This is a genomic window from Micromonospora sp. CNZ322, from assembly GCF_007827755.1.
The window spans coordinates 130,120-153,979 of record NZ_VITD01000007.1 but is presented as its reverse complement, the minus strand read 5'-3'; the positions used below and the strand labels follow the sequence as shown (position 1 = coordinate 153,979).

Annotated in this window: 19 protein-coding genes and 1 pseudogene; 9 read left to right on the top strand and 11 right to left on the bottom strand. The window is 71.1% G+C overall.

From position 1 onward, the window contains the following. Positions 1–26: 26 nt before the first annotated feature. A complete protein-coding gene (locus FB453_RS18485) occupies positions 27–1,586 on the bottom strand; it encodes a hypothetical protein (protein ID WP_145791871.1) in 1,560 nt (519 codons plus the stop codon). Between the two features lie 395 nt (positions 1,587–1,981). Between FB453_RS18485 and dnaB the strand changes: the two genes are divergently transcribed. Beyond that, positions 1,982–3,385 (top strand): replicative DNA helicase, encoded by a 1,404-nt coding sequence (gene dnaB / locus FB453_RS18480; RefSeq protein ID WP_145791869.1) that lies wholly within the window; start codon positions 1,982–1,984, stop codon positions 3,383–3,385. Between the two features lie 22 nt (positions 3,386–3,407). On the opposite strand, the gene FB453_RS18475 is transcribed toward dnaB, so the two are convergent. From FB453_RS18475 to FB453_RS18455, 5 genes are all read right to left on the bottom strand, one after another. Continuing rightward, a complete protein-coding gene (locus tag FB453_RS18475; RefSeq protein ID WP_145791867.1) occupies positions 3,408–4,085 on the bottom strand; it encodes a maleylpyruvate isomerase N-terminal domain-containing protein in 678 nt (225 codons plus the stop codon). Between the two features lie 107 nt (positions 4,086–4,192). Further along, on the bottom strand, positions 4,193–4,576 hold the full coding sequence (locus FB453_RS18470) for a TFIIB-type zinc ribbon-containing protein (RefSeq protein WP_145791864.1): 384 nt from the start codon (positions 4,574–4,576) through the stop codon (positions 4,193–4,195). 22 nt (positions 4,577–4,598) lie between these two features. After that, complete coding sequence (locus tag FB453_RS18465; RefSeq protein WP_112583901.1) at positions 4,599–5,231, bottom strand: phosphoribosyltransferase; 633 nt, start codon at positions 5,229–5,231, stop codon at positions 4,599–4,601. Positions 5,232–5,272: 41 nt separating this feature from the next. Next, positions 5,273–6,622: a glycosyltransferase family 87 protein gene (locus FB453_RS18460; protein ID WP_145791862.1), complete on the bottom strand. Its 1,350-nt coding sequence runs from the start codon at positions 6,620–6,622 to the stop codon at positions 5,273–5,275. A 50-nt stretch (positions 6,623–6,672) separates the two neighbouring features. Then, the gene (locus FB453_RS18455; protein ID WP_186718377.1) at positions 6,673–9,195 is read right to left on the bottom strand and encodes a bifunctional diguanylate cyclase/phosphodiesterase; all 2,523 of its coding nucleotides are present in this window, start codon (positions 9,193–9,195) and stop codon (positions 6,673–6,675) included. 742 nt (positions 9,196–9,937) lie between these two features. Between FB453_RS18455 and FB453_RS18450 the strand changes: the two genes are divergently transcribed. From FB453_RS18450 to FB453_RS18430, 5 genes are all read left to right on the top strand, one after another. Continuing rightward, a complete protein-coding gene (locus FB453_RS18450) occupies positions 9,938–13,042 on the top strand; it encodes a BTAD domain-containing putative transcriptional regulator (RefSeq protein ID WP_145791858.1) in 3,105 nt (1,034 codons plus the stop codon). 261 nt (positions 13,043–13,303) lie between these two features. Then, the gene (gene moaC, locus FB453_RS18445) at positions 13,304–13,795 is read left to right on the top strand and encodes a cyclic pyranopterin monophosphate synthase MoaC (RefSeq protein WP_088987073.1); all 492 of its coding nucleotides are present in this window, start codon (positions 13,304–13,306) and stop codon (positions 13,793–13,795) included. Then, positions 13,792–14,262 (top strand): MogA/MoaB family molybdenum cofactor biosynthesis protein, encoded by a 471-nt coding sequence (locus tag FB453_RS18440; protein WP_145791855.1) that lies wholly within the window; start codon positions 13,792–13,794, stop codon positions 14,260–14,262. The genes moaC and FB453_RS18440 overlap by 4 nt, the downstream gene beginning before the upstream one ends. A 77-nt stretch (positions 14,263–14,339) precedes the next feature. Continuing rightward, positions 14,340–15,599 carry a molybdopterin molybdotransferase MoeA gene (locus FB453_RS18435; RefSeq protein ID WP_112583897.1) on the top strand — a complete coding sequence of 420 codons (1,260 nt, stop codon included), beginning with the start codon at positions 14,340–14,342 and terminating at the stop codon, positions 15,597–15,599. After that, positions 15,596–16,024, top strand: coding sequence for a molybdenum cofactor biosynthesis protein MoaE (locus FB453_RS18430; protein ID WP_091396665.1), 429 nt, complete (start codon positions 15,596–15,598; stop codon positions 16,022–16,024). Before FB453_RS18435 ends, FB453_RS18430 begins: the two co-directional genes overlap by 4 nt. Before the next feature lie 4 nt (positions 16,025–16,028). On the opposite strand, the gene FB453_RS18425 is transcribed toward FB453_RS18430, so the two are convergent. Together FB453_RS18425 and FB453_RS18420 are read right to left on the bottom strand one after the other, a co-directional pair. Further along, entirely contained in the window at positions 16,029–17,492 is a 1,464-nt protein-coding gene (locus FB453_RS18425) for a glycosyltransferase 87 family protein (protein ID WP_112583896.1), read from the bottom strand. 215 nt (positions 17,493–17,707) lie between these two features. Next, positions 17,708–18,253: a DoxX family protein gene (locus tag FB453_RS18420; protein ID WP_112583895.1), complete on the bottom strand. Its 546-nt coding sequence runs from the start codon at positions 18,251–18,253 to the stop codon at positions 17,708–17,710. A 133-nt stretch (positions 18,254–18,386) separates the two neighbouring features. On the opposite strand from FB453_RS18420, the gene FB453_RS18415 reads away from it, so the two are divergent. Continuing rightward, the gene (locus FB453_RS18415) at positions 18,387–18,935 is read left to right on the top strand and encodes a GNAT family N-acetyltransferase (protein WP_091396674.1); all 549 of its coding nucleotides are present in this window, start codon (positions 18,387–18,389) and stop codon (positions 18,933–18,935) included. A gap of 7 nt (positions 18,936–18,942) precedes the next feature. Here the strand turns inward: FB453_RS18415 and FB453_RS18410 are convergent, their stop codons facing one another. The 3 genes and pseudogenes from FB453_RS18410 to FB453_RS34945 all read right to left on the bottom strand — a co-directional run. Further along, entirely contained in the window at positions 18,943–20,184 is a 1,242-nt protein-coding gene (locus FB453_RS18410) for an ATP-binding protein (RefSeq protein ID WP_091396677.1), read from the bottom strand. A 157-nt stretch (positions 20,185–20,341) separates the two neighbouring features. Continuing rightward, positions 20,342–20,791, bottom strand: coding sequence for an LppU/SCO3897 family protein (locus FB453_RS18405; protein ID WP_145792145.1), 450 nt, complete (start codon positions 20,789–20,791; stop codon positions 20,342–20,344). A gap of 422 nt (positions 20,792–21,213) precedes the next feature. Continuing rightward, positions 21,214–21,696 (bottom strand): annotated as a pseudogene (locus FB453_RS34945) (LppU/SCO3897 family protein); the annotation flags it as partial. A 402-nt stretch (positions 21,697–22,098) separates the two neighbouring features. Here FB453_RS34945 and FB453_RS18395 point away from each other — a divergent pair. Together FB453_RS18395 and FB453_RS18390 are read left to right on the top strand one after the other, a co-directional pair. Beyond that, positions 22,099–23,103 carry an EamA family transporter gene (locus FB453_RS18395; RefSeq protein WP_186718375.1) on the top strand — a complete coding sequence of 335 codons (1,005 nt, stop codon included), beginning with the start codon at positions 22,099–22,101 and terminating at the stop codon, positions 23,101–23,103. Positions 23,104–23,113: 10 nt separating this feature from the next. Then, positions 23,114–23,767 (top strand): prepilin peptidase, encoded by a 654-nt coding sequence (locus tag FB453_RS18390; protein ID WP_145791851.1) that lies wholly within the window; start codon positions 23,114–23,116, stop codon positions 23,765–23,767. Positions 23,768–23,860: the final 93 nt, after the last annotated feature.

Here is a 23,860-nt window from a genome sequence, read left to right as displayed (position 1 = left end):
CCGCTCTGGCCCGGCCCGCCGACGGCTCAACCGATGGGCTGGCCCGTCACCGCGCTGATGAGCACCGTGGAGAGGCCGCCGCCGACCACCGCGGCGGCAACCGCGATGGTCGCCGAGCGCCAGGTCGTACCCACCCGCCGCAGCAGCGCCGCCACCACCAGGCTGCTCACCAGAGCCAGACCGAAGCGCGGCGAACCGGCCAGGAGTGACTCCAGTGCGCGGGACCGGGCGGACTCACACCCGCCCCCGCTGATGTCGGTCACACAACCAGCCGGCGCCTGGCTGTCCAACGTCAGCAGCCAAACGAAGATCAGCATCGCCGGCACCAGGTAACAGGCCGCCGTGTACAGCAGAGGCCGGACGGACCCACCCGGATCCGGGTCCAGCAGGTCGTCCTCCAGACGGCGCGCCCAGGCACCCGTGGCCGCCGACTCGACCCGCCGACGTACCGACGCCGTTCCCACCGCCGGCCGGTCCGCCCGACGCCGGGGCGTACCCGGACCCGGCGCGCCCGGACGCGGCGCAGGCGCGCCGCGCGGCCGTGGGGCGGTGTATCCCACCACCGGAGACCGGGGCGCTGACGTCGTCGGATCCATCCAGCGCGGGTCGTCATCGGCCAACCGAGTGCCGGACCAGAACCCGTCTTCCCGGCTCGGCCACCCCTCGGCCGCCACCGAGCGATCGGAGCGCGGCGCCAGCGTACGGTCCCACTGGCCGTCCTCGATCGCGGACCGCTCCCACTGGCCGGTGCGGTCCGACCGTTCCCAGCCACCGACGCTCTCCACCGCCGACCACTGCCCGCTCAGGTCCCCGCTGTCCGTGCCGGCCGTCGGCGGCCACGCGTGCACGCCCGAGGCGTCCCACGGGTCCACCGCGGGCGGGTACGACGGTTCGGGCTCCGCAACCCGGTCCGATCCGCGGGCCCACGGGTCGGCCGCCGGACGGGACCAGGACTCCTCAGCCGCACGGCGGCTACGCCGGCTGGGACGGCTCGGCTCCTGGTCCGGCACCTGCTCGCTCTTGGTGGACTCCGGCTCCCCGCCCGACCAGGTCACCTGCGGACGGCCAACGGGCGCGCGGCGGGGACGCCGGTCCGAGACAGCGCCGGAGACCGGCTCGTCCTCCCCGGCATCGGCCCGTCGGCGGCCGGAGTAGCCCTGCTCCTGCGGCCGGTCGAGCGTCCACTCTCGGGTGTGGTCCGAGTCCGGCGCCGGGCCGATCGCTGCCTGCTCCCGCCGACGCGGCTCGCTGCCCCGCCGTCGACGACTCGACGACTCGGCGGACCGTCGGCCTGCCCCGGAGATCGGCCGCTCGGGCTCGTCCTCGTCTTCGTCGTCGTCCGGTGCCGCGTGGCGACCACCGCCGTCCGCGTGCCGGACGCCTGACTCCAGCGCCCACCGGGGCAGGTAGGCGTCAACAGGCTCGTCCTGGCCGCGGTCCAACGCACGCCGCCGGCTGGAGGTGCGGTAGCGCCCGTCCTCGTCGTACGGGTCAACCGGAACAGACGCCGCGCGCTCACCCCACGAGGCGGTTGGCTGGCGCTCGCGCGGGCTGCCATCGCCGCGTCCCCAGTCCCGGTAATTCACGGCCGGAGTGTGACCCTTCTGAACCGAAAGCGGAATCCGCTGTCCAGGTGTAGCCGTTCGCTGGAGATAGTACGGGACGATCGTGTCACAGGCCCGACCGAAATATTCTCCTCCACAGGCTGGGGAGCATGTCTTAGCAGGTCAACGACTTATGGCCGAGAATTCCCCAATGGTTATCCACAGGCTGTGCACACGCTGCGCACATGCTGCCTACCGGAATCCACAGGTTGTCCCGAGGCTCGTCCACCGGCGTTGTTGAGTCTCTGACCTCGGGGTCCGTATGGTTGGCCCTCGACCGCCGGCGATGGCCCCCGATCGACCGGCCCGGTCGGACGGAAGTGTCGTACCCCAGCGGTAGAGCTGGGGTTGGATCCGGCGCAGTGGAGGGGGGACCCGTGTCGGTCACCGACGACATGCGGGCAGAGCCACGCTCCGGCGGAGGCCATCCACCCGCGCAGCGGGATGGTCAATTCGACAAGACCCCGCCCCAGGACGTCGCGGCCGAGCAGTGCGTTCTCGGCGGCATGCTGCTCTCCAAGGACGCCATCGCCGACGTCGTCGAGATCCTCAAGACCAACGACTTCTACCGGCCGGTGCACGCCACCATCTTCGACATCATCCTCGACATCTACGGTCGGGGTGAGCCGGCCGACCCGATCACCGTCGCCGCCGCGCTGACCGACTCGGGTGACCTGGGCCGCATCGGTGGCGCGCCGTACCTGCACACCCTCATCGCGAGCGTGCCCACCGCCGCGAACGCGGCTTACTACGCGCGGATCGTCAGCGAGCGGGCGGTGCTGCGCCGCCTGGTCGAGGCCGGCACGAAGATCGTGCAGCTGGGCTACGGCACCGCCAGCGGCGGCAGCCGCGACGTGGACGACGTCGTGGACCTGGCCCAGCAGGCCGTCTACGACGTCACCGAACGGCGGGTCAGCGAGGACTTCGCGATCCTGGCCGACATGTTGCAGCCGACGCTCGACGAGATCGAGGCGGTGGGGGCGACCGGCGGCATGATGACCGGCGTTCCGACCGGCTTCAGCGACCTGGACCGACTGCTCAACGGCCTACACGCCGGGCAGTTGATCATTGTGGCGGGCAGGCCGGGTTTGGGCAAATCGACCGCTAGCATGGACTTTGCCCGAAATGCTGCTATTCGCGCCAACCAGGCGGCTGCCATCTTCTCGCTGGAAATGAGCAAGGTCGAGATCGTCATGCGACTGCTCTCCGCTGAGGCGCGGGTGCCGCTGCACGTGCTGCGCAGCGGTCAGCTCTCCGACGACGACTGGACCAAGCTGGCCCGGTGCATGGGCGAGATCAGCGAGGCGCCGCTCTTCGTCGACGACACGCCGAGCATGAACCTGATGGAGATCCGGGCCAAGGCTCGGCGGCTCAAGCAGCGGCACGACCTCAAGATGATCGTGGTCGACTATCTCCAGCTGATGACCTCACCAAAACGCACCGAGAGCCGCCAGCAGGAGGTCGCGGACCTGTCCCGTGGCCTCAAGCTGTTGGCCAAGGAGGTCGAGTGCCCGGTGATCGCGGTCAGTCAGCTGAACCGTGGCCCCGAGCAGCGCACCGACAAGCGACCCCAACTGTCGGATTTGCGTGAATCTGGTTCAATCGAGCAAGATGCGGACGTTGTCATCCTTCTGCACCGCGACGACTACTACGACAAGGAGTCGCCGCGGGCCGGGGAGGCGGATTTTATTGTTGCCAAGCATCGAAATGGACCCACCGACACGGTGACCGTCGCGGCCCAGTTGCACCTGTCCCGCTTCGTCGACATGGCCATCGGCTGACCGACGCGGCAACCGCCGTTCGTCAGCCGAGCAGTGGGAACCAGCCCGCCGACTCACCCAGTTCCAGCCGGTCCCGGTCGGTCAGCGGTACGCGCCCGGTGGCCTTCAGCAGGAAGTCGTGGTCGTCCCACGCGCTGGGTCGAACGGTGTCGTCGCTGAGCAGGCCGTCCATTGTCGCTACCGCGACGCGTACCGCCAGTGGGCCGGGCGGCGGCGCGTCGGGCAGTTCCAGCGTCAGGTCCAGGTGGTGGACGGTGGCCTCGGTGGTCAGGGTGGCGAGGAAATCCGGCACGCGCAGCACGTGTCCCTGGGTGGTCACGTACCCCTCGGGGTCGGCTGACGCGGCGGCGCGGACCGCCGCCGGCGCGGTGTCCCGCCAGAGCTCGACGATCCCGCTCGGGCGGTCGAAGGCGGCAGCCGATCGGCGGACCCACCAGGCGTGCCGGGCGGCCTCGTCGTCGCTGCCGGGAAAGTCACGCCAGTAGCTCACGTCGTCGACGTCGGCGGGGCCGTCGACGGGGCTGGCCAGGGTGACGAGTGCCCGCTGGGCGTCGCCGAGCACGTGCAGGAGCAGGTCGGCGATGAGCCAGCCCCGGCAGCGGGTGGCTCGTTGCAGGCCGGCGTCGTCCAGGCGACCGACCACCGCGGTGATCCCGTCGTACGCCTGGGCCAGCGCCTCGTCCGGTCGGGTCGCGGTCATGCGACTCAGCCTCGCATGAAGCATCGTGCCCGCCAACGATCATTGGCCCGGGTGGTGTGCCCGGGCCGACGCGATGGATCGACCCGGGCGGAAGGTCGGCCCTGGGCTCAGCCGAACATCTCGTCGAGGAAGCCCTTGCGCTTCTTCTGCCGGTAGTGGCCGTGGTAGCCGTGGTGTTGCTGCTGCTGGTGGCCATAGGCCGGCTGCGGCGGGTAGCCGTGGGCGGGCGGGGGCGGCGGCGGGACGGCGCCGTAACCGGGCTGGTGCGGCTGCGGCGGCGGGGGCGGGTAGCCGGCCGGCTGCTGCGCGGGCTGCCCCGGCGCGCCGCCGGTCTGTTGGCGGCTCCAGTTGGCCTCCGCCTCGAACAGCTTCTCCAGCTCGCCGCGGTCCAGGAAGATGCCTCGGCACTCCCCGCACTGGTCGATGACGACGCCGCTGCGCTCGTACTGGCGCATTTCTCCGTGACACTTGGGACAGGTGAGGCTACTCATCGCCCGACGGTACCTGGTGGACCTATGCAGTTGCTGTGAGCGCCTCGGTGACTTCTTCGTCGGACACCTCGTGGAAATCGTCGTAGTAGACGCTGACCGCGCCGAAGTCCGCCGGGCGTTGCGCGCAGATGACCTGGTCGGCCTCGGCGGCGAGCAGTTCGTACGCCTCCTGCGCGCCGACCGGGACCGCGACCACGACGCGGTGTGCCCCGAGTTGGCGGACGACCTCGACGGCGACGCGGGCGGTTGCGCCGGTGGCAAGGCCGTCGTCGACGATCACGGCCGTCCGCCCGGTGAGGTCCAGCTGTGGACGATCGCCCCGGTAGAGCCGTTCCCGGCGTTCCAGTTCGGCTTGCTCCCGATGGCGGACCTCGGCGATGTCGTCGCTGCTGAGTCGGCTGGCCACCGCGTCGTTGAGCACCTGGACACCGCCCGGCCCGAGTGCGCCGAAGGCGACCTCCCGGGCCCATGGCATGCCGAGCTTGCGGACGACCAGCACGTCCAGTGGTGCGCCGAGGCGTTCGGCGACGATCCGGGCGACCGGCACGCCGCCACGGACGAGGCCCAGGACGACGACGTCCGGGTCGCCGATGAGTGCGGTGAGCCGTTCGGAGAGCGCCCGGCCGGCGTCGGCCCGGTCGCGGTACGTGGTCATGCCTTCAGGTTTACGCCCTGACGCGCCGTTCCGCTCGGAAGTTACGCCGAAGTGGTCCGACCGGACCCCTCATCGGCAACCGCGGCGGTCGGTGTGTCGCCCGGGCGGTGCAGGGCGGGAGCCCAGGTCAGCAGTGCCAGCGGGTACAGCAGGTAGCCGAAGCGGGTCGAGGGCATCAGGGCGATGGCGGCGAGCAGCCCGTACCCGCAGATGAGCGCGGTGGCGACGGCGGTGCGGGGCGGGCGGCGGGCGAGCCGGACGGCGATGGCCACTCCGACGGCGACCAGCAGCCCGGCGGCGATCAGCCGGCCGGCGGGTAGCGCGCTGGCGATCAGGTAGCCGGGGAACGGGGACTGCGCGGGGCTGGTGACCAGCCCGTGGCCGAGGGGGAAGCGCAGCACGTTCTCGGTGAGGGCGTCGCGGTCCACCAGCAGCGCCGGCAGTAGTGCGGCGATGGGCAGTCCGATGGCGCCGACAGCGACTCGGGTGCCGGCGCGTCGCGTCAGGCCCCAGACGATCAGGACCAGGGCGACCGGCCAGGCGAACAGCTTCAGCGCGCCGGCGAGCCCGACCGCGAGGCCGGCCCGGCCGGGTCGGTCGGCGGCGGCGAACGCGAGGGCCAGCAGGCAGAGCGCGAGTACGGGTAGGTCGTCGCCGCCGGTGGCGAGGGTGAGGGCACAGATCGGCAGTACGGTGGCGGCCTGCACGCCGCGCAGCAGGGCGGCGTCCCGCCGGTGGGTCGCGGCGGTGGTGGCCTGCCCGGCGGTGGCGGGTGTTCTGCGCAGGGCGGCCACGGCCAGGGCGAGCGCCAGCGCGGTGCCCACCGCGAACCAGACCCGGGAGTCGGTCCACCAGGTGTCGAGCAATGCTCTGGGCAGGCCGAACATCGCCATGCCGGGCTGGTACGGGGTGTAGCCCATCAGTTGCTCGCCCGGTGGCAGGGCGGCGATGGCGTCGGGTCCGAGGTATGGCGTGCCGTGTTCCAGGAGGCGGCTGCCGGCCTGCTCCACGACCAGCACCTCCTCCTGGGCCCGGTCGGTGCGCCCACCGGCCCGGTCGATGCTCTGCCAGGCCAGCGGCAGCAGTGTGGTGGTGGCCCAGGCGAGGCCGGTGACCGCCCAGCGGGCTGGCAGACCGGTCAGCCGGGAGGTTGGAGAGCGTCGACGTAGCAGAAGTTGGGCGATCACCGTCAGCGTTGCGAGCAGGTAGCCGACGGCGGCGACCGCGCCCCAGGCGCGGTGCGGCAGCAGGGTGGACGTGACCGCTGTGATCGCGGCGAAGGTGGCCGAGACGGCGTAGAGGCCCAGGTCGAGGGCGAGTCCGCCGGCGGCGTTGTCGAGCGTGCGCCAGTGCCAGCGACTGCGGTGGGCGGTCGGGTCGTCGACGATCACGCGCGACAGTCTGGCAGACCGGGCTGCCCGCGCAGCGGGGCGATGCCTGCTCAGGCGGGCAGGTGTGGCAGGCGGTCGGGCCTGGAGCGGCCGGCCTGGCGGCGGTTCTGGCTCAACCGGATCACCGCCCCGGTGTCGTGCAGCGGCGCGGCGAGGGTGCCCGGTCGGCCGCCCGAGCCGCGCTGCATCGCCGCGAGCAGGGTGCCGGACGGCATCGGCCGGGCGAACAGATGCCCCTGGCCGGCGACGCAGCCCAACTCCCAGAGGGCCCGCCGCTGCGGCTCGCTCTCCACCCCCTCGGCCACCACGTCCAGGTCGAGGCTGCGACCCAGGTCGAGGGTGGATCGGATGACGGCGGCGGCCTCCGCCGAACTCTCCATCGTCGTCACGAAGCTCCGGTCGATCTTCAGCTCGTGAACCGGGATTCGGGAGAGCAGAGAGAGGGAGGAGTAGCCGGTGCCGAAGTCGTCCAACGCCAACCGGACTCCCTCGTCGCGTAGTCGGCTGAGCACCCGGTCGACCACGTCGAGTTGGCTGAGGGTCAGCGTCTCGGTCAACTCCAGGACCAGCCGGTCCGGTGGTAGGTCGTGGGCGCGCAGCCGGGCCAGCACCGAGCCCGGGAACCGCGCGTCGAGCAGGCTGCGCGGGGACACGTTGACCGCGACCGGTACGTCGAAGCCGGCGTCGCGCCAACTCACCGCCGCGATCAGCGCCTGGTCGAGGATCGCTTCGGCGAAGGCCGGTAGCAGGCCCGACCGTTCCACCGCCTCCAGGAACCGCAGCGGGTCGATCAGGCCGTGGGTGGGGTGGTGCCAGCGGGCCAGCGCCTCAGCGCTGGTCACCTCACCGGTGCCCAGGTCGACGATCGGTTGGAAGTTGACGACGAACTCGTGGTCGGCGACCGCGCGCGGTAGGTCACCGCCGAGGGTGAGGCGACCGAGGTCGGCGGTGTCGCGGGTCGGGGCGTACGTGGAGATCCGCTGCCCGGCACGCTTCGCCTGGTACATGGCCACGTCGGCGCGGCGCAGCAACTCGGCCATGCCGCCGTTGGACGGGGCGCCGGAGATCCCGCCGCTGGCTTCGACGCTGATTCGCATGCCGTCCAACTCGAAGGGCTCGTGCAGGGCGGCGAGCAGCGTCTCGGCCCGGTGCGCGGCGACCGCCGGGGCCGGCAGACCGCGCATGAGTACGGCGAACTCGTCGCCGCCGAGGCGGGCCACCAGGTCGCTCGGCTGGGCCGCACCCTGCAACCGGTCGGCCACCTGCACCAGCACCTGATCGCCGGCGGCATGCCCGAGCGTGTCGTTGACCTCCTTGAAATGGTTGAGGTCGATCAGCACCAGCGCGGTCACCCCGTCGGCGTGGCGGGTGCTCAACTGTTCGGTGCCCTCGTCGAGGAGGTGCCGGCGGTTGGCCAGGCCGGTCAGCGCGTCGTGCGAGGCCGCGTACGCGTGCTCGTCGGCGACCCGGGCCAGTTCGGCGTACGCCTGGGCGTTGCGGACGGCCGTGCAGAGCGCGGAGGCGAAGGTGCGCAGGGTGTACTGCTCCCGCTCGGAGAGCTGCACCGGGCCGCGGAAGCGCAGTTGAAGCATGCCGACGTCGACCGTCCGGTCGTGGCCTTCCAGCGGCGCGGGGACGATCGTGCCGTCCACGTCGGTGGGCGTGCCGGTCGGGCCGTCGAAGGTGATGCCGCCGGTGCCGCCGCGTACGGTGCGGCCGCCGTCGTGCAGCTCGATCTCGACCTCGTCGGCGGAGAACAACTCGGCGGCCTGGGTGACAGCTGTGGTGAGGACGTTGTCCAGGTCGACCACGTTGAGCGCGTCGGTGGTGCGGGCGAGCCGCTGCCACGCCTGCTGCTCGGTGCGGCCGCGGATGCGCGCGGAGTAGGCCAGGTGCAGGCTCAGCACCAGGGGCGGGACGGCGAGCAGGAGCCGTGGATCCATCTGGAGGGTGAGCAGGGTCAGGGCCGCCACCACGAACCGGACCGCGTAGCCGGCCAGGCGAAGATCCAGGTTGCTGCGGAACTGAGTCGAGATCTTGGTGCCGGAGGCGAGCGCGATCACGGGGATCGCCAGCACCTCGTCGAGGAAGGCGGCGAGGAGGTACGCGACCGACAGGATCCCCACCAGCTGCGGGGCCTGCATGGCGGGCCAGGTCCAGCCGAGCAGTGCGAAGGCAGTGCCTGCCCCGGCCGCGACGAGGATGTTCTTGCCGACGCCGAAGGCCAGCTTGATCGGTGGTAGCCGGGCCGAGGCGATGGTGATCCCTATGCAGGTGCAGAGCACCACCCACGGAACGGGGGCAATGGCAGCCGCGATGACGATCGCCGCCTCGCTCCAACTGATCAGGTGCACCGCGGACCGGACACGTACGCGCGTCTTGACGAACGCGCCCAAGGCGATCATTGCGGTCAGCGTTACCAGGGTTGCTCCGTCGGGTGTCGGAGCCTCGGCCGCAGGGAAGGTCAGTCTCAGGGAGGCGAGCGCAACGATCGTGGCAGCAACGACGAGGAGACCGACGATCAGCCGTAGCCGTCGATCGGTCCCGTCATCGCGTCGTTGTGAAGAGGCCACGCAACTCCTGGATTACCTCGCCTGTCGTACCCGCAACCATATCGCCGAGCGATGCAGAAGTCCTGCACCGATGTCAGCCCCACTCGTTTCCGCGCATTTCACCCACCCTCTCCTTCGTGAGCTTGTCGGACTCCGTTGAAGCCGACTCTCTACGAATGGAGCTTAAATGGGGTTGGCCCTAGTTAGGGATGATAAATGTCGTTATCCTCAACATTAGTTAATCCTGTGCGCATAAGTGACATTCTGTTTGCGTTCCGGTGCGGAGAGCGCTGGGATGCTCGCCTGTTGCATCCGGTCCGTTGCGGAATGTCGTGAGCGGTGCCGAGTGATTAGACCGCGTCCCCAGTGTGGGTGCTGTCGTGCCGCAACTCATCCGCCGATTCGGTCGACCGCTCGTCAGCTTCAGCCAGGAGTCCCCTTCGTCGACCGCCGCGCAACCGTTCGCAGATGAACATTGATGATGGTGGCACTGCCCCGGGCCGTTCCCGGGGTCAGGACCGAGGTCGGTACCGAAACCACTAGTTGGGGCCTTCGCTCCTTCTCTCCGCGCTGCGGCATGAGCCGAGAACGCCGACGCAACCGGTGGTTCTTGCAATGTTCGCATTGCACTCGTCCGCCGGTCGCAGCGGACGGCCGCGGGAGCGTTCGCATCGGCAGCCTGATTGGCATCAGCCGTTACATCCGGTGCCCGTAAGCTTCGTTGCGTGATCGGCTGAATACCCCGCTGAAGCAGGGGGGACGGGTGGAGATTCAACTTCTGGGCGGCCTCTCGGTGCAACTGCTCGCTCGCAAGCTGCACCTGGGTACGCCCAAACAGCAGGCTGTCCTCGCGATGCTCGCGGTTCAACCCGGGCAACTGGTGACCCTCGACGACCTGGTCGACGAGCTGTGGCCGGACGCCCCGCCGCGCTCCGCGGTGGCGAACGTACGGACCTATGCCGCCAATCTGCGCCGAACCTTCGAGGCTTTCGAGTCCGGTCGGGGTGTCCTCGTCAGGCAGCAGAGCGGCTACCGTCTCACCCTTGGGCCGGAAGCTATTGACGTGTTTCGCTTCGAGGCGGAGTGCGCTGCGGGTCGCGACGCCCTGATAGCCGGCCACGTCGAGCGCGCCCTGGAACGGTTGGGGTCCGCCGTGGCGCGCTGGCGGGGTGCGATGCTCGCCGGCATCGCGCTCGGGCCTGTGCTCGGCGCGCGCGTGGTGGCCGCCGAGGAGGAGCGCCTGCTGGCCGTGGAACTCCTTGCCGATGCGCAGCTCAGGGCGGGACGGGGCGACCAGGCGATCCCCCTGTTACGGGAGGTCATCGCCCGTCATCCCCTCCGGGAACCGGCGTACGTCCTCCTCGCGCGGGCGCTGCACGAGCGCGGCGACCACGCGGGCGCGCTCGTGACGTACGACGAGGTTCGGGCGAAGCTGATGGCCGAACTCGGCGTCCTCCCGGGTTCCGACCTCCAGGCTCTCCACCGCACGATCGTTTCGGCGGTGCCAGCCCGGCGACCGGCGAACCGCGCCGCATCCCGTCCGGCCGGCCAGAGCGCCCGCCCTGATACGAACCCAACGTCCACAGTCGGTGTCCTGGTTCCCGCAAGAGCGCCTCAGCCCGACCTGGTGGATCACCTCCCCCGAGCGGTCACCGACTTTGTCGGCAGGGAGGACGTGGTGTCGCGGCTGCTGGCGGAGACCCGGCGGGTCGAGGAGAGGGTGCCAGCCGTGCACATCATCGACGGCATGGCCGGTAGCGGCAAGACGACACTTGCCGTGCACCTGGCCCGCCGGTTGGCCGATCGATACCCGGACGCCGCGCTGTTCATCGACCTGTGCGGGCACGGCGAGAAGAACCGGGTGGAGCCGGCGAGTGCTCTGGTCTCCCTGCTACGGCAGTTGGGCGTTCCGGCTGGCCGTGTACCGGTGGAGTTCGACGACCGGATGGAGTTGTGGCGGCAGGAGTTGGCCCGGCGGCGGTCAGTGATAGTGCTCGACAACGCGGCGAGCAGCGAGCAGATCATGCCGCTGCTGCCGGTCGAGCCGACCACCGTCGTACTGGTGACCTCGCGGCGGCGTCTGACCCACCCGCATGTCGGGCCCTCGCAGACGCTTCCGCTCCTCAACCCTCGGGAGAGCGTGGAACTCCTCAGCCTGAGCGTCGGTCAGGACCGGGTCGAAGCCGAGCCGGAGGCGGCCGCCGAGGTGGTGCGCCGATGCGGGTACCTCCCACTGGCGATCCGGCTGGCCGGTGCCAGGCTGGCGCATCGGCGGGGCTGGCGGTTGGCGGACCTCGCCGGACAGATGGCCGACGACGCTCCGGTGCTGCGCCATCTCGCGCAGGAAGAAAGCACCGTCACCGGAGCGTTCGCCGCTTCCTACGAGCCGCTTCCGAGTTCGACCAAGCGTGTCTTCCGATTCCTGGGTCTGTATCCCGGTAGCCGCTTCAGCACGCCGGCAATCGCCGCGCTGACCGGTCTGACGATCGCGGAAGCTCGCGCGGCGCTCGACGACCTCGTCGACAGCAACCTGGTGGAGGACCTGGACTCGACGCGATATCGACTGCACGACCTCATGCGGCAGTACTCCATCGAACTCTGTTCGCGTACCGACTCCGCGAGCGACCGAAAGGCCGGGCTGGCTCACCTGTTCGATTTCACTCTGGAGGTGGCACTGAGGGTCGCCAAGACGCTGGAGTTCAACGACCTGGGATCTCGCGTCACACGTCTCCCGTTCGGGCGACCCGAGTTGATCGACGCGATCGGGGAGCCCACCGCCGACTGGTTGGAGAGGGAGCGGACGGACCTGGTGACGATGGTGCGGGCAACCCTCGATGAGGGCTTCCACGAGCACTCCTGGCGACTGGCCCGTGCTCTCTGGCGATTGTGTTACATCCGCGGATACTTCGAGGACATCATCACGACCCACCGGTACGCGCTGACCGCAGCGGAAGCATCCGGGGACGTCGGCGCAACGGCATTGATGAACAACTACCTTGCTTCCGGATACGTCCGCACCGGCGACAACCGGGCAGCGCTGCGCCATCTGACTCGCGCTGTCGCCCTCGCCGGAGACGCACGGGACGTGCTGAGCGCCGCCCGATACCGCGCCAATCTCGCCGCCGTCTACTGGTGGAGCGGCAATCTGGCCGAAGCGGTGACAGTCGGTCTGGAGTGCCTGCGTGACTACAAGGGGTACGGCAACGTCAGGGTGCCGATGGTGCTGCCGAATCTCGGCATCGCACTGACGTCCTTGGGGCGTTACGAGGAGGCGTTACGGATGCACCGCCTGCACCTGGCGTGGGCCCGAACGAACTCCGACGATTTCCACACGCTCAACGCTCTCAGCCACATCGGCGCCGTTCGCCTTCGGATGGGTGACCTTCCGCAGGCGATCCGAATTCTCTTGGCCTCGTTGGCGCTGCGCGATCGCACCGGCCACCGGTATGCCGAGGCCGAGGTGCGCAACGACCTCGGGATCGCCTATCGCGGTCTGGGTCGTCTGGTGGAGGCCCAGCAGGAGCACGAGTTGGCCCGGAAGTTGTCGATCGGTTCGGGGGAGCGACACGTCGAGGCGGCTGCGCTCAACGAACTCGGCCGCACCCTGCTGGCGCAGGGTCGGGGCGGCGAGGCGTTCGAGGTGCACCAGGAGGCGTTGCGGTTGGCCACGCGGATCGCGCACCCCCACGAGCAGGGTCGAGCGTTGGCCGGGCTCGCCGAACACTTCGGCCGCATCAACCCGGCCGAGGCGCGGCGGCACTGGGAGCGGGCGTTGGCGATCTTCCGACGGATGGGCGTGCCGGAGCGCTTCGAGGTCGAACGTCGCCTCGCCGAGTTGACTGGCGCGACAGTGGTCGCAGAGCGCTGACCAGCCTGAACGGCGCTTATCGATTTCTTATCGGCGGGCCCGGTAACTTGGCGGCCGTATCGGCGAACGGGGGAGGTTCTGCCCCTGGGCAGAACCGGGTCGTCGACACGCGCCCGCTGCCAGGTCCCCCCAGCGACCTCGGCGGCGGGTCGGTGAGGGAGGAGCGGCGTCGGGACCGTTGCGCCGTCAGCACCCGGTGCGTCGTCAGTGTGACGCCGCTCCTTCCGACCGCCGTCGTACCGCACCGATAGGCTCACGACCGTGACCGAACCCGCGCAGCTCAGCCACGTCGATCGCGCCGGCGCGGCCCGTATGGTCGACGTCTCTGCCAAGGCGGTGACGGGTCGGTTGGCCGTCGCGGCCGGCCGTTTGCGGACCACGCCCGAGGTCATCGACCTGTTGCATCGCGACGGGCTGCCCAAGGGTGACGCGTTGGCCGTCGGGCGGCTCGCCGGGATCATGGGGGCCAAGCGCACTCCTGATCTGATCCCGCTCTGCCACCCGATCGCCCTGCACGGTGTCACCGTCGACCTACGGCTGACCGCCGACACCGTGGAGATCACGGCCACTGCCCGCACGGCAGACCGGACGGGGGTGGAGATGGAGGCACTGACGGCGGTTGCTGTCGCCGGTCTCGCCCTGGTCGACATGGTCAAGGCGGTCGACCCGGCGGCCTCGGTGGAGGCGGTCCGGGTGCTGCGCAAGGAGGGCGGCAAGACCGGCGAGTGGGTCCGTCCGGAGGACCGGCCGTGATCTGGGCTCGGGTGATCGTCGCTTCCAACCGGGCCGCGGCCGGTGTCTACGCCGACACCAGCGGGCCGCTGCTCGTCGCCGGCCTGCGTGAGCTGGGCTGCCAGGTCGACGACCCGGTGGTGGTGCCCGACGGTGAGCCGGTCGGCGACGCTTTACGGGCCGCCCGCGCCGATGGTGTCGAGGTGGTGCTGACCAGCGGTGGCACCGGAGTGACCCCGACGGATCGGACACCGGACGTGACCCGGGGCCTGCTGGATTACGAGATCCCCGGCATCGCCGAGGCGATCCGCGCGCACAGTCGTGACCGGGTGCCGACGTCGGTGCTGTCCCGGGGCCTGGCCGGGGTCGCCGGCCGGATGCTGGTGGTCAATCTGCCCGGCTCGACCGGCGGTGCCCGGGATGGCCTGGCCGTTCTCGGGCCGATCCTCGGGCACACCGTCGACCAGCTCCGCGGTGGCGACCACTGACCGCTTCGCGGTGGCGACCACCGACCGGTGCGCGCCAGGCCCGGGCGGGTGTCGGTCCGTGCCGATAGGCTCGGTCGGTGAGCACGGAAACCGCACCCACAGCGGATCGGGTCACCGCCCCACCGCCAGCCGGGTGGGAAGAAGCCCGTTCGCGGGTCTACGCGGTCGGTCTGGCCGCCGCGCTGCCCGCCGCCGCCCGACCACTTGTCGACACGGACGGGTCGACCCTGGCCGAGCCGTTGACCACCCGCACTGACCTGCCGGCGTTCCCGACCTCCAGCGTGGATGGCTGGGCGGTGCGCGGCAGTGGGCCGTGGCGCGTCGTCGGCCGGGTCCTGGCCGGCAGCACCCCCGCGCCGCTCACCGAGGACGACACCACCGTCGAGATAGCGACCGGCGCGATGGTGCCCGAGGGCGCCACCGCCGTACTCCGCGTGGAGGAGTCCGCCGCATCCACCACCGGCCTGATCAGCGGCACTCCCCGGAAGACGCCCGAGTGGCGGAACCCCGGCGAGGAGGCGTACGCCGATGAGGAGTTGTTGCCGGCCGGCACGCCGGTCGACCCGGCGGTGATCGGCCTGGCCGCCGCCTGCGGGCACGACACGCTGCGGGTCCGGCGGGCGCCACGCGCCGCGCTGCTGGTCTTCGGCGACGAACTGCTGACGGCGGGCCCGCCCGCGGCAGGTCGCATCCGTGACGCGCTGGGCCCTGCGGTGCCGGCCTGGCTGCGACGGTACGGCTGCCAGGTCCGCCCATCCGACGTGGTCGGCCCGGTGGCTGACACGCTGCCCGCGCACGTGGCGGCCCTACGCTCGGCGCTGGGCCACGCCGATCTGGTCTGCACCACCGGCGGCACGATGAACGGCCCGGTCGACCACCTGCACCCGACCCTGGAGGCGCTCGGCGCCGACTACGTGGTCAACACGGTGGCGGTCCGCCCGGGCTTCCCGATGCTGCTGGCCCGGCTGACCGGCCCCGACGGGCGAGCCCGGTTCGTGGCCGGGCTGCCGGGCAACCCGCAGTCGGCCATCGTGGCGCTGGTGTCGCTTGTCGCCCCGCTGCTCGCCGGTCTCCAGGGCCGGTCGATGCCGGTGCTGCCGCAGGTCACGCTGGCCGAGGCGGTGCCCGGTCGCGGTGACCACACCCACCTGGCGTTGGTCCGACTGGACCGGTCCGCCGGCGTCGCGTTCCCGGTTCGTCACGTCGGCTCGGCGATGCTGCGGGGCTTGGCCGGCGCGGACGGGTTCGCGGTCATCCGACCCGGCACCAGCGGTGAGCCGGGCGACCGGGTGCCGATCGTGCCACTGCCGTTGTTTCCCGGGGAGCGTGCATCGTGACCGCACCAGCGATCACCTTCGGCGAGGTCACCGACCAGCCGCTCGACCTCGCCACGCACGAGGCGGCGGTCGCCGACCGCCGGGCCGGCGCCGTGGTGTCGTTCCAGGGTGTGGTCCGCGACCACGACCACGGTCGCCAGGTCACCAGCCTGGAGTACGAGGGGCACCCGAGTGCCGCACAGGTGCTGCGCGAGGTGGCAGCCGAGATCGCCGCGGAGCCCGATGTCTACGCGGTGGCGGTCTCGCACCGGGTCGGCCCCCTGGTGATCGGTGACGTGGCGCTGGTCGCCGCGGTGAGCACCGCGCACCGGGCGGCGGCCTTCGCGGCCTGTGCCCGACTGGTCGACGAGGTCAAGGCGCGACTGCCGATCTGGAAGCGGCAGGTCTTCACCGACGGCACCGAGGAATGGGTCAACTGCCCCTGACCGCTCAGCGACGGCCGTTGACCACGGCCCGGGCGAGCCGGTCGCCGTAGAACGCCGGCTCTGCGCCTGGCCGCCAGGGCAGCGCGGCGACCAGCACGATCAGCGCGAGCGCGAGCGAGTTCTCCATCAGTGCCCCGAACAGGCCGTCCTGGTAGTGCGACATCTCGGGCAGTTGGTGTTCGTACGGCCAGATCGGGGAGATCAGGAAGAGCAGGTAGAGCCCGATCGCGGCGAAGCCGTGGCGGAGCCCGGTCAGCGTCGGGTACCAGATCGGCGGGCGGAGCCCGTTGACCCCGGGTAGACCGCCGAAGACCGCCCCCTGGCCGGTGCGCTGCGGCATCCCCCGGCTCGCCTCGCGGCGACGCACGGCTGCGTCGGCCAGCACGATGATCGCCGGGATCACCCAGACCAGGTGGTGCGTCCAGGAGATCGGGCTGATCACGTTCGCGGTGAGACCGACCAACGTGAAGGCGGTCAGCTCGTCACCGTCGGCGCGGGAACTGGCCGCTCGGGACAGGCCCAGCGCCAGGACCAGCACCGAGAAGGCGAGCCACAGCAGCCCCGGGGTCTCGATCGAGTCGTACAGCCGGGCGAGCAGGCCGGCGAGGGACTGGTTGGGAGTCATGTCCGCCGCGCCGACCCGTTCGGTCTGCCACAGCACGCTGCCGAAGTAGGTCCGCGACTCGTCACCGACGATCGCGAAGGTCCCCAACGTCACGCCGATCGTGGTGCCGATGGCGGTGGCCGCCACCCGCCACTGACGGGTGATCAGCAGGTAGGCGATGAACAGCGCCGGGGTGAGCTTGACCGCGGTGGCGAGGCCGATACCGGCCCCCGCCCAGGCCCCGCCGTAGATGAAGCGCAGCAGCGGGCCGTCGGTGGCGGCGTAGTGGGTGCCCCGGCGGGACCGCCAGCGAAGGCCGATCAGGTCAGCCATGATCAAGGCGAACAGCAGGATGTTGACCTGGCCGTAGCCGAGCGTCTCCCGACCCGGCTCGATGGCGACGGCGAGCGGCACCGCCAGGGCCACCGTGAACCACAGTGGCCATCCCAGTCGGTCCACGATGGGTCGGAGCAGCCCGGCCAGCACCAGCGCCAGGGCGGCGATGCTGGCGGCGGCGTTGACCAGGCCGGCCGCGCCGATCGGCAGCTGCGCCATCGGCAGCATGACCAGCCCGGCGAAGGGCGGATAGGTGAACCCGAGTGTGGTTTCGGGCGCGATGAACTCGTAGAGCTCGTGACCGCTCGCCCACCACACCACGGCACCGTGGTAGATCTTCATGTCGAAGAAGTTGTACGGCCGCCCGAAGGTGCCGATGGCAAGCCATGCGGCATAGGCGACGGCGGCCACGATGGCGCCCCGTACGACGTTCCTGCGATCGATCCCGCGCGTCACGCGGTCGATCCCGCGTGTCACACGTTGGATTGGGGCGAGGCGGTCCGCCCGTCTACCGACATCCGTCGGCATGGCGTGGCCACCCCCGTACCAAGGTCGTCCTACCCGTCCAGGTCCTGCACGGAGCCTAGAACGGCGCCTCACGTCAGTGCCTCCCGCGTTATGCGACCGTGTCCGATCCCACACATGTTTTTGACATTTCCACCGCGTTAACGCCTACCGGGTGGTTCAGGTAATTCGTGGCCTTAGCGAGGGGTGTGGGTGGGACGGAGACGGATCGACGCAGGTCAGCCGGGGAGTCGACGTGCGGTGGACGCGGAGCGGACGGCGATTCGGGCCTCGCGGCGGGCGGTCCGGACGGCGCGTTGCATGGAACGTCGAGAGTGGCCGATGCGATGGCCCGTCCGCCACCGCAGACCCGGCTTGCCGCCGGTGTCCGCCGCGGCGAGCAGCAGACCGCCGAGAAGCCCGAGGTTCTTCAGGACATGAATCTGATTGTTGTTCTTGGCGATCGGGTCGTCGTTGTTCCAGAAGGGATGCCCGGCGATGGTCACCGGGACCAGCGTGCCGGCCAGAACCAGCGCCGCGGGTCGGCTGAACCGGCCGGTGGCCAGCATCAGACCGGCGCTGACCTGCACGGCCGCGTTGAGCCGGATCAAGGTCTCGGTCTCGGTGGGGAAGCTCGGGTGCGCCTTCTTCAGCACTGGTGCGACCTTGTCGGTCACCGGTTTGGCGGCCACCGCGAGCCGGCCGGGGTCGCGCAAGTTGCGATACCCGCTGACCACGAAGATGCCGCTCAGCATGGCGCGGGCGAGGGAACGTACGGGCGTCATGGATCAGTCATACCCCGTCGCGACGTTTGCTACCCCGTCAACCGCAGGATCGGATTGGTGTTCGTACACGTACGCCACGCCGAATCGAGCGACCGTCACGGATGGACGGGCGCTGGCGGGTAACGTCGCGCGGGTGACCACGCTGCGGCTACGCCCCGAGGACCCGGCCGACGCCGGACCGGTCCGCCGCGTACTGGCCGCCGCCTTCGCCCGCCCGGACGTGGCGACACCGCCCGAGGTCAGCCTGGTCGACGAGCTACGCGACACCACCGCCTGGTTGCCGGAGTTGGCCATGGTCGCCGAGTACGGCGGTGAGGTGGTCGGTTACGCGCTGCTCACCCGGGTGCGGCTGCGGCCAGAGCGAGGCTCGGACGTGCCCGTCCTGGCCCTCGGCCCGGTGGCTGTCGCGCCGCACCGACAGCGTGTCGGGCACGGCACGGCGGTCGTGCAGGCTGCCCTGGACGCCTCAACCGAGTTGGGCGAGCGGCTCGTCGTCGTCCTCGGTGCCCCGGTCTTCTACCGCCGGTTCGGGTTCGGCCCGGCGAGTGAACTGGGCCTGACCGGCCCGTGGGCCGGCCTCGGTGAACCCTGGCAGGCGCTGGTGCTGCCGCCGTCCACCAGCGAGGAGGGGCCGCCGCCGCGCGGTGAGGTGCTCTTTCCGGCACCCTGGTCGAAGGTCTGACCTGGTCTCAGGCCGGCTGCGTCCGCAGGTACCGGCCGAAGTGCGGAACCGTGAAGGCGACAGTGCCCCGCTCACCGGAGTAGATCAGCCCCTTCTTGATCAGCGCGTCTCGGGCCGGGGACAGACTGGCCGGCTTGCGGCCGAGGGCACGGGCGATCTCCGCGGTGGGCACCGCGGCGTCCATGTCGTCGCGGACCACAGCGCCGGGCTCGCCCTCGACCGCGGACATCATGGCCATCGCCCGCATGTACTCGCGTTCGGCGGGAGTGGCCCGTTCAAACCGGGAACCGAAGAACCCGACCGCCAGCTCGGCCTCCGCCTCGGGCGCGGCGACCCGCACGTCGGCGGCGGTGATCGGCGAGCGTGGCGCGTGGTCCCAGGTGGCCTTGCCGTACGCCTGGACGAAGTAGGGATAGCCGCCGGACTTCTCGTAGAGCAGGTCGAGTGCCTTCTGCTCGTACTCGACCTCCTCGCGCTCGGCGGGTGCGCAGAGCGCCCGGTCGGCGGCGATCCGGTCGAGCCGGTCGATGCGTTGATAGCGGAACAACCGTTCGGAGTACGACTTGGCGGCGCTGAGCACGGCCGGCAGGTGCGGAAGGCCGGCGCCGACGACGATCAGCGGCGCGCCGAGCTGGGACAGCTCGTGGCAGGCGGCGCAGAGCGCCGACACGTCCTCCGGGCCGAGATCCTGCATCTCGTCGATGAAGATGGCGATACCGGTGCCGACGTCGCTGGCCACGGCGGCGGCGTCACTGAACAGTTCGACCAGGTCGATCTCGATGTCGCCGGAGTCGGCCCGGCCGCTGGCGGCCGGCACGTCGATACCGGGCTGCCACCGGTCGCGCAGCTTGGTGGCCGCACCGGCCCGGCCGGTCGGGTTGGACCGCTGGGCGAACGCCTTGAGGACGCCGAGGAACGCGTCGATCCGGTCCGGTGCGCGGTGGCGGGGGGCGAGCTCCCGGACCGCCATGTGCAGCGCGGCGGCGACAGGTCTGCGCAACGACTGGTCCGGTCGAGCCTCGATCTTGCCGCTGCCCCATAGCCGGTTGATCGCCTGGGACCGGAGGGTGTTGAGCAGGACCGTCTTGCCGACGCCACGTAGCCCGGTGAGCATCAGGCTGCGCTCGGGTCGGCCCCGGGCGATGCGCTCGAGCACGATGTCGAAGACGTCAAGCTCTCGCCCCCGCCCGGCAAGTTCGGGCGGACGCTGACCGGCGCCCGGCGCGTACGGGTTGCGGACCGGATCCACGCATCGCAGATTATCGGGCCATCTAGCTGCGAGGCTAGACATGGATAGATGGGGCTACCGGCGTGTTGAGCCCGTCGAGCACAAACTAGGGCTGTCTAGCGTGGACGCTAGACAGCCCTAGTTTTGGCAATCGGGACCATCGATCGGCCAGATCGGACTAACGCTTCTTCATACAGAGCACGTAGTCGAACAGATCGACCGAGTTGTCGTGCACGTAGTTCGCGGTCGCCTGTGGCGCGAGCGTCTCGCACCGGTCGCCGTCCGTGGTCGCCGGAATTCGCAGCAGCACCTGATAGGTGTTCGGGCCGCAGGGCACCTTGCGGAGTTCCGCGTCGGTCTCACTACCGTCGTTCACCACGCAGTCACCCCTGGCGAACTCCTCGCCCGGAGTCGGGGCGGCCGACGTCGGGGCGTCGCTGGGCAGCGCGGGTGGAACGTCAGGGGCACTCGTCGACGGGGTACGCGCCGCGTCACTGCCAGCGTCGGCCACCTTCCAGACCGCCCATCCGGCCAGGCCGAGGCACGGACAGAGCACGAGCAGCACCACCACCGTGATGATGAGAGCGACGTTGCGGCCGGTCTTCTTCGCCGGCGCGACGGGCGGCATCCCGTATCCGCCGGCGGGCTGCTGACCCCAGGGCGCGGGTGGTTGACCCGGTATCGGCCCGGCCGGCTGACCGGGCATCGGGCCCGCCGGTGGGTACGGCCCCGCCGGTGGGAACGGCCCGGGCGGTGGGTAACCCGCGCCCGAGGTGGGCGGCGGCGCCCACATCGGTGTGGTCGGCGACTCCGGGTTGGTGGGCGGCGGCGCCCACATCGGTGCCGTCGGTGGCTCCGCGCCGGTCGGCGGCGGACCCCACTGCTGCCGGGTCGGGTCGTCACCGGGCGGCGGGGTGCTCCACTGGGGCACTGTCGGGTCGACCGGTGGTGAGCTGTCAGGCCCACTGGGCGTGCGCTGGTACGGATCGTCCGGCTGATCGGAACCCGCAGGTCCGTAGGTCGTCATGTCATCCCCGGGGGTGGGTGGTCTCAGCGTTGCTTGAGGCAGAGGACGAAGTCGAGAGTGTCCAGCTCACTGTCGAAGAAATACCAGTTCGTGTAGCCCTCGACCTTGCCGCACTTGGCCTCGGCGTCCCGCTCGCCGCTGGTCGGGCCGTCGATCCGGCTCAGCACCTCGTACGACTTCGCGGTACAGCCGCTGATCAGCAGCTTCGGCTTGCCGCCGGCGGTGCCGTCGTTGCGGACGCACTGGCCGACCTTCGCGAACCGGGGATCGGCCGACGACTCCGGCGCGGCCGCGCTCGGCGCGGGCTCGACCGCGTCCGCGCTGGGCTCACCGGCAACGGCCGAGCTGCTCGGCGCGGCCGCCGGTGCCGGGTCGTTCTGCCCGCGGCGGAACCAGAACACCCCGGCGACGGCCACCACCAGCAGTACGACGGCCAGTACCGCGATCAGCGGCCCCCGACCGCGCCGGCTCGGTGCCGGATCCTCGCCGTACGGGTCGTCGGGTCGGTACGGCTGCCCGCCGTACGGCGGGGTCGGCGGGGTCGGCTGGTACGAGCCGCCGTAGGGCGTGCGGGGCTCGTGGCCGTAGGGCGTGTCCGTCCCGCCACCGTAGGGCGCGCCGGGCGCCGCACCGTAGGGCGGGTTGGGTGGGCCGCCGTACGGCCCGGGTCGTCCCTGCGGTGCGGGCGGGTACGACGGGACCGCCGGCGGGTAGGGCTCCGACGCGGGCGGGTAGGGCTGCTGCGCCGGTCGACCGGGCGTCTCGTCGGGTCTTTGCCCACGCCACGGCCCTGGGTGGCCGCTCCCCGGTTGTCCGTAGTTCGTCATGCCGCCCTCCTGCACGAGTGGTGAGAGGCCGGCCACCAAAGCGCGACGCGGGCTCCGGGGCCACCGTAGCGTGGTCCACTGATGAGCTCACCTCCACCGAGCACCACGGCCCTCGTCGGCCGTCGTGCCAGCAGCACGCCGACCCTGATCTGGACCGCGTTGATCGTGGTCTACGTACTCTGGGGGTCGACCTATCTGGCCATCCGGATCACCGTGGAGACGATGCCTCCGCTGCTGTCGGCCGCCCTCCGGTTCACCGTGGCCGGCCTGGTCCTGGCGGTGGTGCTGCGACTGCGTCGAGGCCCCGGCGCGCTGCGGGTGGACCGAAGGCAACTCGGCTCGGCCGCGTTGGTCGGGGTGCTCCTGCTCACCGCTGGCAACGGCCTGGTGGTGCTCGCCGAATCGGGGCCGCCGGGAGTGGCGGTGCCGTCCGGGATCGCCGCGCTGCTGGTGGCCACGGTGCCGCTGCTGGTGGTGCTGTTGCGCTCGGCCACCGGGGACCGGCCGCCGATCTGGACGTTCGCCGGGGTCACCCTCGGCTTCGTCGGCCTCATCCTGCTGGTGCTGCCGGGCGGTAGTTCGGCCGCGGTGCCGCTGCTCGGGGCGTTGACAGTGGTGGCGGCGGCCACCTCCTGGTCGGTCGGGTCGTTCCTGTCCGGACGGATCCGGATGCCCGCTGACCCGTTCGTGGCCACGGTGTACGAGATGCTGGCCGGCGCGCTGGTGCTGGTGGCCCTCGCCGCCGGTCGGGGCGAACTGGCCGACTTCCACCCGGCGGCGGTGAGCACCCGGTCCTGGTTGGCGCTGGGCTACCTCATGGTGGCCGGCTCGCTGGTGGCCTTCACCGCGTACGTCTGGCTGCTGCACAACGCACCGATCTCGCTGGTGTCGACGTACGCCTACGTGAACCCGGCGGTCGCGGTGGCGCTCGGCGCGCTGCTGGTGGCCGAGCCGATCACCCCGCAGGTGCTGCTCGGCGGTGCTGTCATCGTCGCCGGGGTCGCCCTGGTGGTGACCACCGAACGGCCGCGTCAGGCGGGCACGGGATCACGATCGGGGGACACGCCGGAGCGCGACCGCCAGTAACGTCCGGCCCATGTCGGCCGCCGCGCTGGTGTCGATCGCGCTGCTCGGCGCGCTGGTCAGCCTCGTCGTACCCCTGGTGTCGCGGCGCTTCGCCACCGCGGACGTCCGGCCATGGGCGTTTCCACTGCCGCAGCCGGTCCGACGGCCCTGGGTCGACCCGATGGTGGCGGCCAGCGTCTTTGTCGGCGTTGCCGTCGCCGTGGGTGACGACCCGGCGCTGCCGGTCTTCCTCGCGGTCGCGGCGGTCGGTCTGGTGCTGGCGCGGGTCGACCTGGCCTGCCTGCGGCTGCCCGACCCGCTGGTGCTCGTCGCCGGGTTTCTGGCCCTCGGCGGGCTGACCGCCGCGGCGCTGCTGTCCGGCACTCCCGGCCGGCTGCTCGGCGCGCTGGGAGGTGCGGCGGCCGCGGGCGCGGCGCACGTGCTGCTGGCACTGCTGCCCGGCTCACGGCTGGGTTTCGGGGACGTGAAACTCGCCGCGGTCCTCGGCCTGCCGCTCGGCTGGTTGGGGTGGGACGCCCTGCTGGCCGGGCTGCTCCTGCCGCACGTGCTGCACGGCGGTCTGGTGCTCGGTCTCCTTGCCGCGCGGCGGGTGCACCGGAACACCCTGCTGCCCCTCGGCCCGGCCCTACTGGTGGGCGCCTGGCTCGCCGTCCTCCTCGACTGAACGCCCCCGCCCCCTCACCCCGCCCCCGGCTTCGTCGATCTTGCAGTTTCTGCGCCGACATAAAGGTGCATCCCACGCGCAACGACGACCGAA